The sequence below is a fragment of the Zhouia spongiae genome (genome assembly GCF_022760175.1).
Classification (GTDB): Bacteria; Bacteroidota; Bacteroidia; order Flavobacteriales; family Flavobacteriaceae; genus Zhouia; species Zhouia spongiae.
In genome coordinates, this window is record NZ_CP094326.1 from 1,052,711 (window position 1) to 1,065,504 (window position 12,794).

Sequence of the window (12,794 nt, forward strand, 5' to 3'; positions counted from 1 at the left end):
CAAATCAATTTGTGCCATGCCCCCGCAGATATAAATTATATCAAAATCAGTCATCACGTTCCCTTGAAACAGCAACAAGCAGAACAATTTCCAGCAGGAAAATTCAAGTTGGAAACGGTATTAAATCTTCATCGAAAAAAATTAGCGTACCTTTGCATTTTAATTCAATTTATGCTAGAAAAGAAAACATTAGACTATGAAAAGGTAGTGCTCATCGGGGTTGTAAACCAAGAGCAAGATGAAGAAAAATGTGAGGAATATTTAGATGAACTCGAATTTCTTGCTTACACGGCGGGTGGTGAAGTAATAGAGCGGTTTTGGCAGAAGGTAGACACCCCAAACCCCAAAACCTTTATCGGTACAGGGAAAATGGAGGATGTACGGGCATATGTAAAAACACATGATGTCGGGACTGTTATTTTTGACGATGAACTTACCCCTGCCCAACAAAAGAACATAGAGAAAATCCTGCGTTGTAAGATCTTAGACAGAACCAGCCTGATTCTGGATATTTTTGCACAACGGGCTCAGACAAGTTATGCCCGGACTCAGGTCGAACTGGCTCAATATCAGTATTTGTTACCCCGGCTTACCGGATTATGGACACACCTGGAAAGGCAGCGAGGTGGAATAGGAATGAGAGGACCGGGGGAAACCGAGATTGAAACTGACCGTCGTATTGTACGCGACCGGATTGCTTTGTTGAAAAAGAAACTGGAGAAGATCGATAAACAAATGGCTACCCAGAGGGGGAACCGCGGTGCTTTGGTTCGCGTTGCTCTGGTTGGTTATACCAATGTCGGAAAATCAACATTAATGAATGTGATCAGTAAAAGTGAAGTGTTTGCGGAAAACAAACTCTTTGCCACGCTGGACACTACCGTACGAAAGGTTGTAATAGGCAACCTCCCCTTTCTTTTAAGCGATACCGTTGGATTCATCAGAAAATTACCGACACAGTTGGTTGAGAGCTTTAAAAGTACATTAGACGAAGTAAGAGAGGCCGATTTATTATTACACGTGGTCGACATCTCTCATCCCAATTTCGAGGAGCATGTAGCTTCCGTAAACAAGGTTTTAGATGAAATAGACAGTGCCGACAAGCCTACTATTATGGTTTTTAATAAAATAGACACCTATAAACACGAAAGTATCGATGAAGACGACCTTATAACAGAAAAAACGACTAAACATTTTACCCTGGACGAATGGAAAAAAACCTGGATGGGAAAATTAGGTGACTATGCCCTGTTTATTTCTGCCCTCAACAAAGAGAACCTGGAAGAATTCAGAAAACGTGTTTACCAGGAAGTCCGAAGAATTCATATTACCCGTTTTCCGTACAATCACTTTTTATATCCTGAATATGAAGAGATGGAAAAAGATCTGTAAATAAAAAAGCGCTTCCAAAGAAAGAAGCGCTTTTTTATTTATATCTCATTTGTTATGTATCCTTAAAAGCCGAAGTTAACCCCTAAACCAAACACCTCACGTAGCTGTAAAGCGCTAACTGCATTATCATCGTATACCGCTTGTACGGTTAGGTTGGTCGAAAGATACTTGTTAATCTTCATTACCACATTCATAGTGTAGTCAATGTCTACATTCTGCGGATCTTCAAGATAGTTTGAGTACAAACTCAGAATATTCTCCACACTTACATTCTCCATAACGTTAAACTTATAATAACCGGAAGCATGGAAACCCAATTCATAACGGAAAGTATCTCCCGGATCGATCCCGTATGCCTGTAATCCGTTTACGTTATCCGTACCACTATGCTGAACGAAACCATCCAAATCGCTATCGTAAACATACACATCCTTACTAATGAACGTCATTTTAGAAGTGGCCGGTGCCAGGTTAAACTTCAGGTTCTCGTTTTTCTTCCATTCCATCCCCGGACCAAAAGTCAGATAAGCAGGATTGAACAACCCGGATGTCGGAAAATCCGTATCCTCATCATTATCATAATCGTATCCATCCGTGAATTGCGTTTTAAAGTTTAAAAAGAATGAATAGTTCCAATATCCAAACGCCTTCTTACCAACCAGTGAATTGTATTCGAACCGGTCGTCTGTTTTTCGGGTACCGAGATCTTTGGTATTGGTAAGTCCGTAAGAAGCAATGATCTTATTATCCCACGACCAGTCCCCTTTCAGATAATTAAAATCGTAATTAATCCCTGCCGTTCCAGACACGTTGTTCTGCCCCCCTGCAACCCAGTTTTTAAATGCAGACTGATTTAGCAAAAAGGTAAAAGTACCTCCTTTTGTCCATCCTTCTTTCGGTTTATCTTCCGCTTCTTTATCTTGTGCGTAACCAAACGTAACCCCTGACAATAAAACCAGGGTAAATAGAATTTTCTTCATGATTGCTTTGTTTTGATGTTTGATGGTATTTATATAGTTATTTACGAATACAAACGGTAAAAGGTCGTTATTTCTTTTTCTTATACAACGGTACAGACGAACAAGCCTCTCCGTACATAATGTTTTTCGCCACGGGCTGAAGTTTTTGGGTAAGAAAAAGATACGCATTTTTCGGTACCGGTTTATTAGAGCAGCCTTTCACGATAACGGGAAGGTCTTTATAAACCGAAACGTCCAGTTTTTCTACTTGCTCCTGATACAACACTGTTTCTAATAATTCCAGATCTCCGACAACTACCTTTTTGGCATATGGAGACAGAAACGTTGCAAGCAGCATATACGCCCAGGCAGGTATTATTGCGTCGGTAGCGCAATATAAGGCAACATACGAACCTGTATACCGCGACCAGTCAAACTCCGCAGCCTTTGCCCTAAAATCCTTTTCCCGAAGTAGAAAACCTTCTTCCAGCCATTCAGACACATCCAGAGGAAACCTCTCTCCTTCCTGGTAGAAATCCTCCAAATCGATAGTTACCAGTTTGCTTTGAGCAACCCTATTTACAATTTCATCTGACATAAGCGCACCACTTACAGCAATCCCAGCTCCAATTTAGCTTCTTCACTCATTAAATCCTGACTCCACGGCGGATCAAAAGTAATTTCTACCACACAGTCCTTTACCATATCAATCGTTTTCACTTTTTCCTCTACCTCTACAGGTAAGGTCTCTGCTACCGGACAGTTGGGAGTCGTTAAGGTCATTAAGATTTTAACCTCGCTGTCTTCATTTACAAAAACATCGTAAATAAGTCCCAGCTCATAGATATCAACAGGAATCTCCGGATCATAGATCGTTTTTAATACCGAAACGATTTTTTCTCCTAATTGTGCAGTATCTATAGTTTGTTGATCGCTCATTCTCTTTCTTTATTAAGTTAAATTAATTTAGCTGGGTCTGATAAGCCACTGCATACATTTTAAGCTGTTTTATCATGCTTACCAAGCCATTTGCCCTTGTCGGGGATAAATGTTCTTTTAATCCTATTTCATCTATAAAACCGGTATCGGCACCAATAATGTCCTGGGGTTTTTGATTAGAAAAAGCACGAACCAAAATAGCGATAATCCCTTTGGTGATAATTGCATCGCTGTCTGCAGTAAAAACAAGCTTATCGTCTGCGAGTTCGGCATGTACCCATACTTTACTCTGACAGCCTTTTATCAGGTTTTCATCTATCTTATACTGATCGTCAATAAGCGGCAACGATTTCCCTAATTCTATCATATATTCATAACGCTGCATCCAATCGTCGAACATCGAAAATTCATCTACTATATTTTCTTGTATTTCCTGAATGGTCATTTCTATTTATTTTGAGACAAAAATACAATAAGAATTACTGCTTTTCAACAGTTTCTGCCAATGTTAGGATAGCTTTAACCAATGATTCAGTTCCTTTCGATCAGTTTTCTGAGGTTAAAAAGAGCTGATTTATGATTTTTACCGGCAGTTGAAAAGATTACAGCAACATTTTTTTTGCTCTTATAACCGCATCTACCAGCCGATCAATTTCTTCCCTGGTATTATAAAAAGCGAAACTGGCTCTAACGGTTCCCGGAATCTTATAATAATCCATAATAGGCTGTGCGCAGTGATGCCCTGTCCTTACAGCAATTCCGAGCTTATCTACTATGGTTCCTATATCATATGGGTGGACTCCTTCTATATTAAAGGAAATTACAGAGGTTTTCGCACTGGAAGTTCCGTAGATCTTAACCCCATCAATAGCCAAAAGCTTTTCCGTGGCATACGCCAGCAATTCATGCTCATATGCTGCTATAGCCTTAAACCCGACGGCATTCAAATAATCGACAGCGGCTCCAAAAGCAATACCTCCACATATATTCGGTGTTCCGGCCTCAAACTTATGGGGCAGATCCGCATAGGTTGTTTTTTCAAAAGTAACCTCAGCGATCATTTCTCCTCCTCCTTGATATGGAGGAAGTTTTTTTAGCCATTTTTCTTTTCCATAGAGGACGCCAACACCTGTAGGGCCGCACATCTTATGAGCAGAAGCCACGTAAAAGTCAACATCGAGAGCCTGTACATCCGGTTTTACGTGTGGACAAGCCTGGGCTCCGTCGATCAACACTGCCGCACCGGCCTGATGTGCTTTCTGAATTATACTTTCAATAGGATTAATAGTTCCGAGTGCATTAGATATATGATTACAAAAAACCAGCTTGGTCTTTTCAGAAAGCAATGTATCATACACATCCATCATTAACGTTCCGTCTTCATTCATAGGGATGACCCTAAGAACAGCTCCGTTCCGTTCGCACATCATCTGCCAGGGCACAATATTTGAATGGTGTTCAAGGGCAGACACTATGATTTCATCGCCTTCTTTAAGCAAGGCTCCAAAACCATTAGCCACCAGATTAATCCCGTGGGTAGTCCCGGAGGTAAAGATCATCTCATGAGCTTTAGCAGCATTAAAATGTTTTTGAATCTTAATACGCGCCTGCTCGTATGCATCGGTAGCTTCCTGCGATAAGGTATGAACTCCTCTGTGGATATTTGCATTATAGCTACTGTAATAATCTACAATTACATCGATAACCTGTTGTGGCGTCTGAGACGTAGCAGCATTATCAAAATATACCAAAGGATATCCGTTAACCTCTCTTTTGAGGATCGGAAAATCCTTTCTGATTTCTTCAACATTGAATGGTATGTTTTGGGTAGCTGTATTCATATCATAATTTATAGATCGAAACCGATACTTACATTCAGCTTCATGGCGATCAGTTTTTTAATCCTGTTTTTCACCTCATTAATCTTTACGCTTTCCAGTACATTGTTCGCAAATCCATACATCAATAAGGCCTTGGCTTCCCTGGAAGGAATTCCTCTGGATTGCAAATAGAACAATGCCTCTTCATCTAATTGTCCGATGGTACAACCGTGCGAACACTTTACGTCATCGGCAAAGATCTCCAACTGGGGTTTTGTATTTATAACCGCCCTGTCATCGATCAGGATATTATTATTCTGCTGGAATGCATTCGTTTTTTGAGCGATCTTATCAACCAGTACTTTTCCGTTAAAAACACCTGTACTTCTGTCGGCATAGATCCCTTTATAATCCTGATGGCTTTCGCAGTTAGGCTGTGCATGATGCACCAGGGTACTATGGTCTACATGCTGATTATTACCTATAATAGTGATCCCTTTCAAGGTAGAATCAATTCTTTCATCTAAATGATAAAAGTTAAGATTATTACGCGTTACATTTCCCCCGAGGGAAAAAGTATGTACGGAAGCATGACTATGTTTCTTTTGAGCGATATACGTGTTATCGATCAGGGAAGCTGATTCAGCATCATTCTGGATCTTATAATAATCCACAACCGAATTTCTGTTTGCATGAATCTCTGTAACAGCGTTAGTCAGTACCGGATTCGCCGTCAAACTCTGATGACGTTCTATGATCTGTACGTGAGAGTTCTCTCCAACCACAATTAAATTCCGGGGTTGCAACATTAAAGCGGCCTCGTTCCCTGTTGAAAAATGTAAAATCTGTATTGGTTTTTCAACAACCTTTCCTTTCGGAATATTAATAAAGGCCCCTTCCTTACTAAAAGCGGTATTTAAAGCTGTCAAGCTTTCATCTTTAGGAGCTATCTTGTTGAAATAGTTCTCAATAACTAAGCGATATTTAGGTTTTGAAAGCGCTGCACTCATCAGGCAAACATCCAGACCTTCATGCGATGTTTCAGAAAGGTACGAACTGTAGATCCCGTCGACAAAAACGATCTTATACGAATCGATTTCGTGCAAGAAATATTTCTTGACATCCTGAAACTGCAACCCTGTTTCTTCCTTTGGAAAAACAGTATAATCCTTTTTCAACAGGGCATTTAAAGACGTATATTTCCAGGATTCATCCTTTTTGGTCGGGAATCCTTTTTGTTCGAAAACCTTTATGGCTTCTGAGCGTATTTCATGAACCGGTGCATCTATATCTATCTGACCTTCAAAAGCCATGAAAGATGATACCAATTTTTCTTTCAAATCCATTTTATTCATTTTGTAATCTCCGTATTCACGGAAAAACTTCAATCAAACAATAATTTAGTTCCCTGTTAAAAATTCAGGGACACTATACAGAAAGCTCTTGCTTCAGCCAATCGTAACCTTTCTCTTCCAACTCTAACGCAAGTTCTTTCCCTCCTGACTTTACGATCTTGCCGTCTAGTAACACATGTACAAAATCAGGAACAATATATTCCAGTAAACGCTGATAGTGCGTAATAACAACCACGGCATTGTCTTTGCTTCGCAATTTGTTAACACCGTTAGAAACAATTCTCAAGGCATCGATATCCAGACCTGAATCGGTTTCATCAAGAATAGCCAATTTAGGTTCAAGCATTGCCATCTGAAAAATTTCGTTTCTTTTCTTTTCGCCCCCTGAAAACCCTTCATTCAGTGAACGGGAAAGAAATTTTCTGTCGATCTCCAGCAATTCCGATTTTTCCCTGATAAGCTTTAACATTTCGTTTGCCGGCATATCTTCCAAACCTCTTGCCTTACGGGTTTCGTTAATGGCAGTTTTTATAAAGTTGGTAACTGTAACTCCCGGAATTTCAACCGGATACTGAAATGAAAGAAATATACCATTATGGGCTCTTTCTTCAGGTGCAAGCTCATTGATACTCCCTCCTTCAAAAATGATATCTCCATCTGTCACTTCATATTCTTCCTTCCCGGCAATAACAGACGACAAAGTACTCTTCCCTGAACCATTTGGCCCCATAATAGCATGTATTTCACCAGGGTTCACCTGAAGATTGATACCTTTTAAAATATCTTTCTCTTCTATACCGGCATGTAAATTCTTAATCGTTAACATCTTACTCTATTTGAATTTTTATCGTGTTTTGGGCTCTCCCAATTTTCTTTAATTATTTTTTATCCTACCGAACCTTCTAATGATATCTCCAGCAATTTCTGGGCTTCTACAGCAAATTCCATCGGAAGTTTGTTCAACACCTCTTTACTAAAGCCATTTACTATTAGGGCAATAGCTTTTTCAGTATCGATACCCCTTTGGTTACAATAGAAAATCTGGTCTTCTCCAATTTTACTTGTAGTAGCCTCGTGTTCAATCTGAGCCGTTTTGTTCTTAGCTTCTATATAAGGGAACGTATGAGCTCCGCAATTGTTTCCCATTAACAAAGAATCACACTGAGAAAAATTCCTGGCATTTTCTGCTCCTCTGTTCACCTGTACCAAACCCCGGTAACTGTTTTGGGATTTTCCGGCAGAAATACCCTTTGAAATAATCGTACTCCTGGTATTTTTTCCAATGTGTACCATTTTGGTACCCGTATCTGCCTGCTGAAAATTGTTTGTAACGGCTATCGAGTAAAACTCTCCTATTGAGTTATCTCCTTTTAGCACACATGACGGATATTTCCATGTTACTGCCGAACCTGTTTCTACCTGAGTCCAGCTGATTTTAGCATTCTTCTCGCAAATCCCGCGTTTGGTAACGAAGTTAAACACGCCTCCTTTACCCTCTTTATCTCCAGGGAACCAGTTTTGTACCGTTGAATATTTTATCTCTGCATCGTCTAAAGCTATGAGTTCTACAACAGCTGCATGTAATTGATTTTCGTCGCGCTGTGGAGCAGTACATCCTTCCAGATAACTAACATAACTTCCTTCATCAGCAATTACAAGCGTTCTTTCAAACTGACCTGTTCCGGCCTGATTGATCCGGAAATACGTTGAAAGTTCCATCGGACACCTAACCCCTTTTGGGATATAACAGAAAGAACCATCGGAGAATACTGCCGAGTTTAATGCAGCATAAAAATTGTCTTTCTGGGGAACAACAGTCCCTATATACTTTTTAACCAATTCCGGGTGCTCTTTAATAGCCTCAGAAATCGAACAGAAGATAATTCCTTTTTCAGCAAGTGTTTCTTTAAAGGTCGTTGCTACAGATACTGAGTCCATTACGATATCAACTGCAACTCCGGCCAGTTTCTTTTGCTCTTCTATAGAAATCCCTAGCTTTTTGAAAGTATCCAACAATTCCGGATCTACCTCATCAAGACTTTCATACTGAGGTTTCTTTTTAGGAGCTGAATAATATGATATATTCTGAAAATCAGGTTTTTTATAGGTTACGTTTGCCCACTCGGGCTCTTCCATAAGCTCCCATGCCCTGAACGCTTCAAGTCTCCATTCGGTCATCCATTCAGGCTCTTCTTTCTTTTTAGAAATAGCACGAACAATATCTTCATTTAACCCATTAGGAAATGTATCAGCTTCTATATCTGTATAAAACCCGTATTCGTATTCTTTGGTTTCGAGTTCCTTTTTTAATTCTTCTTCAGTATACGCCATCTTTGTCTATTTGAAAATTATTCAATCAGCCGAATGCTGATTATAGTGAAAAGCTTTCTCCACATCCACACGTACGTTGCGCATTTGGATTGTTAAACACAAAACCTTTGCCATTCAACCCGCCAGAATATTCAAGAGTAGTCCCGACAAGGTATAAAAAGCTCTTTTTATCAACCACAAGTTTTATATCGTTGTCTTCAAAAAGTTTATCATCATCGGTTTTATTCTTGTCAAAATTTAAATCATAAGACAAACCGCTGCAACCGCCACTTTTCACACCAACCCTAACATAGTCCTGTGCGGCATTAAACCCATCATCTGACATGAGCTCCACTAACTTATTTTTCGCTGTTTCAGAAACTTTTATCATCTTTAAACAGATTTGTTCTAAATAGTAGGCAAAAATAGTACAATAAAGCCGATTTACCATAAGTTACAACATTATTATAACAAATCATTGCATAGATTTATATTATGATTGCCAAACCACCTTTTCATATTACCTTTGCAGCATGTTAGAAGATAAGAACCAAAAACGCACATCGGTCTCCGAGCTTGGCGAGTTCGGCCTGATAGATCACCTTACTGAACATTTTGAAATCACTCAAGAGTCTACAGTTAAAGGCATTGGCGATGATGCCGCAGTAATTGACTTTAAAGACAAGAAAGCCGTCATTTCTACGGATTTACTGATTGAAGGTATTCATTTCGACCTCAGCTATATGCCTTTAAAACACCTGGGGTATAAAGCGGTGATGGTCAATCTTTCCGACATCTATGCCATGAATGCCATGGCAACACAAATTACAGTTTCCATTGCTGCCTCCAACAGGTTTCCGTTAGAGGCGCTGGAAGAGCTCTACTCAGGAGTTCAACTTGCTTGTAGAAATTACAAAGTGGACTTAATTGGCGGCGATACCACTTCTTCAAACAAAGGTCTTTTAATCTCCGTTACCGCCATTGGCGAAGCCAAAGAAGAAGATCTCACATACCGTAACGGTGCCAAAGAAAACGATCTTTTAGTAACCACAGGAGACATTGGGGGAGCCTACATGGGCTTGCAGATCCTAGAAAGAGAGAAGGAAGTGTTTAAGGTAAACCCAAATAATCAACCGGATCTGTCTCCATATTCATACATCATCGAAAGGCAGCTCAAGCCTGAAGCCCGCAAAGACATCCCGCAGTTACTAAAAGAACTGGAAGTAAAACCTACTTCGATGATCGACATCAGCGATGGCTTGTCCTCAGAAATTCTCCATTTATGTAAAAACTCAAATGTAGGCTGCAACCTGTTTGAAGAAAAAATTCCTTTAGACCAGCAAGTCATCTCTACTTGTGAGGAGTTTGAACTCAACAGCACTACAGTAGCATTAAGCGGTGGAGAAGATTATGAACTGTTGTTTACCATCTCTCAGGAAGACTACCCTAAAATCAAGGCAAACCCGCACTTAACCGTCATCGGGCATATGACAGCACTAAGCGAAGGAATTCACCTGATAACACGTGCAAACACAAAAATCCCGATCACATCTATGGGATGGAGTCCGTTTAACGAAGACAAAAATAACGACAAGAATGATTAATATTCTAATGCCTGTCGGTGTCTTTTTCTATAAAAATGTGCTAAGGTATTATTGATCTCTTTTCGTTCGGGAGTAAGGGTCACCATACAACCTCTGTCATCAGTGGTTTTTTCACACTTGCAGACAGAACATTGAAATTCCGTGACATGAGGTGTCACTTTTTTGGAGATCTTGTATCGATGGCCAAAGACGCTACACAAGCAATTTCTCAACGAAAATCCGGAGGTTTGATTAGATTTTACCATAAGTATTTCAAGATTTGGGTCGTCTAATTTATTAAAATATAGCATTTTATCAAATATTTTTTAAAAAAACCTGTACCCCTTCCACAAATTCTGCCTTGTTTTCTATATAAGACATATGGCCGTCCGGCAATTCTACAACCTCAACCTCACTGTTCCTTGTCTGCGCTATTAAATCATTATAGTTTAATACCGGATCCTTTTTGCCGATGATCATCATCTTTTTATACGGAGAAAAATGAAGCAACACCTCCCTGTCGTCTCTTATCTTCATTCCTTCCAATGCTGCTACAATTCCCTGTAAAGGAGTTTGAAGCGCCTGCTTTTTCAATTCCCGGATTTCTTCAGAAAAAACCTTCCTGTTCTTCGGCCTGAATAAATTTGCAATAGCCATCCGAATAAAACTCTTATGATTATACTTTACAGCCTCAATAGCACGGTCTCTGTTTTTCTTCCTTTCGGCAGAATCTGCTCTTGCCGTTGAATTCAACAACACCAGCCCCTTCACACTATCGGGAAACCTTTCGGCAAAGGCCAGAGCAACATACCCTCCCATTGAGTGTCCGATAAAAACGGATTTTCTGATTTTCAAATGGGTCAAAACAGCTTCTACCGTTTCTGCCATCATTTCCATGGTATGCACATACCCATAACAACCGGTTTTCCCATGACCCGGCAGATCGATGGCCACCACCCGGTATTTATCTGTAAAAAAAGACTTTACGTCTTTCCATATAGTACCGTTCTCCAAGAATCCATGGAGCAATACCAATGCAGCCCCCTTTCCTTCATCTTCATAAAACACTGTAGTTCCTTTATGCAAAATCTCCATCAATCCCTATTATTTAAATTTCTTAATTTAGGCCCCTGTTAAAAATGTGTCAAAGATACCAACTACATGAACAAAACGAAAGAAACCTTCCTCACAGCTTTCACTCTGTTTTCATTATTCTTTGGTGCAGGAAACCTGATCCTTCCTCCTTTTCTGGGGTACAATAGCGATAACGAATGGCTCCTTACCACTATCGGTTTTTCACTTTCAGCAGTATTAATCCCGATCATAGGCATCTATGCACATGCCAAGCTACAGGGAACCATGATCGATTTTGCCAAAAAAATCTCTCCCGCTTTCAGCATTGCATATTGCTCTATCGTTTACCTGATATCCATCAGCATTCCATCACCAAGAACAGCTTCGGTAACTTACGAAATGGCCATCGCCCCTTATTTTGACACTTCTCCTTTAACAACGAGTATCGTTTACTTCGCTTTGGTTTTTGTATTTGTCATTAACCGCTCCAGAATTATAGACCTCGTCGGAAAGTTCCTGACACCCTTTATTCTTATTATCTTATTAAGCATTATCGGCGTGTCTTTATTTTCTGAAAGCACTGTCGGCACAAACCCTTCTTACAAGCACCCCTTCTCTTCAGGGTTTTTAGAAGGGTACCAGACCTTTGACGCTATTGCGGCCGTAGTTGTGGGCGCCGTTATTATTATTTCTATCAACACAAGGAGCAGCGCCTCTTATTCAGAAAAAAGAAAGCTTATCAGCAAAGCAGGGATTTTGGCAGGTATTGGCCTGTTGATAATATATGCAGGATTAATTTACACCGGCGCCATGTCGGCCTCCCTTTTCGGAAACGACCCCACAAGATCGGCTTTATTAAACGGCATTGCCAAAAAGACTCTTGGAAATGCAGGAAACCTGCTTCTTAGCATCCTGGTTTCTTTAGCGTGCTTTACGACTGCGGTTGGGATTGTAACCGGAACATCAGACTACGTAAAAAAACTTTACAGGAATTCAGACAACGCTTATTATATCACTGCTGCTTTGGGATGTATTCTAGGCATCCTGATTGGACAATACGAAGTAGGGTTCATCATCGATGTTGCCATTCCGGCCCTGATGTTCATATACCCGATCACCATCGTTCTGATCATCCTGAATGCACTCCCCGACAAGTACACCTCCAACAGTGTTTTTAAAAAAGTAGTCGGAATCACGATACTTTTCAGCATCCCTGATTTTATAAACGCCCTGGGCTTTTACAAACACATCTCTTCATGGAGTCAGCTTATACCTCTCTCTCAATATCAATTAGGCTGGGTCATCCCTTCATTGACCGTTTTGATTATTTCGAACTGCGTTAAAAAGACCGCTGATTAGCCC

General features: G+C 40.1%; 13 protein-coding genes. 3 read left to right on the top strand and 10 right to left on the bottom strand.

All coding sequences use genetic code 11. The annotated features are described in order from the left end of the window. Nucleotides 1–171 precede the first annotated feature (171 nt). Nucleotides 172–1,392 carry a GTPase HflX gene (gene hflX / locus MQE36_RS04625; protein ID WP_242938006.1) on the top strand — a complete coding sequence of 407 codons (1,221 nt, stop codon included), beginning with the start codon at nt 172–174 and terminating at the stop codon, nt 1,390–1,392. Nucleotides 1,393–1,454: 62 nt separating this feature from the next. On the opposite strand, the gene MQE36_RS04630 is transcribed toward hflX, so the two are convergent. The 9 genes from MQE36_RS04630 to MQE36_RS04670 form a co-directional block, all read right to left on the bottom strand. Next, on the bottom strand, nt 1,455–2,372 hold the full coding sequence (locus MQE36_RS04630; protein WP_242938007.1) for a DUF3078 domain-containing protein: 918 nt from the start codon (nt 2,370–2,372) through the stop codon (nt 1,455–1,457). Nucleotides 2,373–2,439: 67 nt separating this feature from the next. Next, nucleotides 2,440–2,949, bottom strand: a complete 510-nt coding sequence (locus MQE36_RS04635; protein WP_242938008.1) for a DUF2480 family protein — start codon at nt 2,947–2,949, stop codon at nt 2,440–2,442. A gap of 11 nt (nt 2,950–2,960) precedes the next feature. Then, entirely contained in the window at nt 2,961–3,290 is a 330-nt protein-coding gene (locus MQE36_RS04640) for a DUF59 domain-containing protein (RefSeq protein ID WP_242938009.1), read from the bottom strand. Between the two features lie 22 nt (nt 3,291–3,312). Further along, nucleotides 3,313–3,735, bottom strand: coding sequence for a SufE family protein (locus MQE36_RS04645; protein ID WP_242938010.1), 423 nt, complete (start codon nt 3,733–3,735; stop codon nt 3,313–3,315). A gap of 157 nt (nt 3,736–3,892) precedes the next feature. Beyond that, the gene (locus MQE36_RS04650; protein ID WP_242938011.1) at nt 3,893–5,131 is read right to left on the bottom strand and encodes an aminotransferase class V-fold PLP-dependent enzyme; all 1,239 of its coding nucleotides are present in this window, start codon (nt 5,129–5,131) and stop codon (nt 3,893–3,895) included. A gap of 8 nt (nt 5,132–5,139) precedes the next feature. Next, nucleotides 5,140–6,456 (bottom strand): Fe-S cluster assembly protein SufD, encoded by a 1,317-nt coding sequence (sufD, locus tag MQE36_RS04655; RefSeq protein ID WP_242938012.1) that lies wholly within the window; start codon nt 6,454–6,456, stop codon nt 5,140–5,142. An 82-nt stretch (nt 6,457–6,538) separates the two neighbouring features. Beyond that, the gene (gene sufC / locus MQE36_RS04660; protein ID WP_242938013.1) at nt 6,539–7,291 is read right to left on the bottom strand and encodes a Fe-S cluster assembly ATPase SufC; all 753 of its coding nucleotides are present in this window, start codon (nt 7,289–7,291) and stop codon (nt 6,539–6,541) included. A 59-nt stretch (nt 7,292–7,350) separates the two neighbouring features. Beyond that, complete coding sequence (sufB, locus tag MQE36_RS04665; RefSeq protein ID WP_242938014.1) at nt 7,351–8,796, bottom strand: Fe-S cluster assembly protein SufB; 1,446 nt, start codon at nt 8,794–8,796, stop codon at nt 7,351–7,353. A gap of 40 nt (nt 8,797–8,836) precedes the next feature. Next, on the bottom strand, nt 8,837–9,166 hold the full coding sequence (locus MQE36_RS04670; RefSeq protein WP_242938015.1) for a HesB/IscA family protein: 330 nt from the start codon (nt 9,164–9,166) through the stop codon (nt 8,837–8,839). 142 nt (nt 9,167–9,308) lie between these two features. Between MQE36_RS04670 and thiL the strand changes: the two genes are divergently transcribed. After that, a complete protein-coding gene (gene thiL / locus MQE36_RS04675; RefSeq protein WP_242938016.1) occupies nt 9,309–10,379 on the top strand; it encodes a thiamine-phosphate kinase in 1,071 nt (356 codons plus the stop codon). 294 nt (nt 10,380–10,673) lie between these two features. Here the strand turns inward: thiL and MQE36_RS04680 are convergent, their stop codons facing one another. Continuing rightward, complete coding sequence (locus MQE36_RS04680; RefSeq protein WP_242938017.1) at nt 10,674–11,453, bottom strand: alpha/beta fold hydrolase; 780 nt, start codon at nt 11,451–11,453, stop codon at nt 10,674–10,676. 66 nt (nt 11,454–11,519) lie between these two features. On the opposite strand from MQE36_RS04680, the gene brnQ reads away from it, so the two are divergent. Next, a complete protein-coding gene (gene brnQ / locus MQE36_RS04685; RefSeq protein ID WP_242938018.1) occupies nt 11,520–12,791 on the top strand; it encodes a branched-chain amino acid transport system II carrier protein in 1,272 nt (423 codons plus the stop codon). Nucleotides 12,792–12,794: the final 3 nt, after the last annotated feature.

Bases quoted from the DNA above. Each gene is read 5' to 3' on its own strand.
- hflX (WP_242938006.1), top strand. From the start codon at position 172: ATGCTAGAAAAGAAAACATTAGACTATGAAAAGGTAGTGCTCATCGGG.
- MQE36_RS04630 (WP_242938007.1), bottom strand. From the start codon at position 2,372: ATGAAGAAAATTCTATTTACCCTGGTTTTATTGTCAGGGGTTACGTTT.
- MQE36_RS04635 (WP_242938008.1), bottom strand. From the start codon at position 2,949: ATGTCAGATGAAATTGTAAATAGGGTTGCTCAAAGCAAACTGGTAACT.
- MQE36_RS04640 (WP_242938009.1), bottom strand. From the start codon at position 3,290: ATGAGCGATCAACAAACTATAGATACTGCACAATTAGGAGAAAAAATC.
- MQE36_RS04645 (WP_242938010.1), bottom strand. From the start codon at position 3,735: ATGACCATTCAGGAAATACAAGAAAATATAGTAGATGAATTTTCGATG.
- MQE36_RS04650 (WP_242938011.1), bottom strand. From the start codon at position 5,131: ATGAATACAGCTACCCAAAACATACCATTCAATGTTGAAGAAATCAGA.
- sufD (WP_242938012.1), bottom strand. From the start codon at position 6,456: ATGGATTTGAAAGAAAAATTGGTATCATCTTTCATGGCTTTTGAAGGT.
- sufC (WP_242938013.1), bottom strand. From the start codon at position 7,291: ATGTTAACGATTAAGAATTTACATGCCGGTATAGAAGAGAAAGATATT.
- sufB (WP_242938014.1), bottom strand. From the start codon at position 8,796: ATGGCGTATACTGAAGAAGAATTAAAAAAGGAACTCGAAACCAAAGAA.
- MQE36_RS04670 (WP_242938015.1), bottom strand. From the start codon at position 9,166: ATGATAAAAGTTTCTGAAACAGCGAAAAATAAGTTAGTGGAGCTCATG.
- thiL (WP_242938016.1), top strand. From the start codon at position 9,309: ATGTTAGAAGATAAGAACCAAAAACGCACATCGGTCTCCGAGCTTGGC.
- MQE36_RS04680 (WP_242938017.1), bottom strand. From the start codon at position 11,453: ATGGAGATTTTGCATAAAGGAACTACAGTGTTTTATGAAGATGAAGGA.
- brnQ (WP_242938018.1), top strand. From the start codon at position 11,520: ATGAACAAAACGAAAGAAACCTTCCTCACAGCTTTCACTCTGTTTTCA.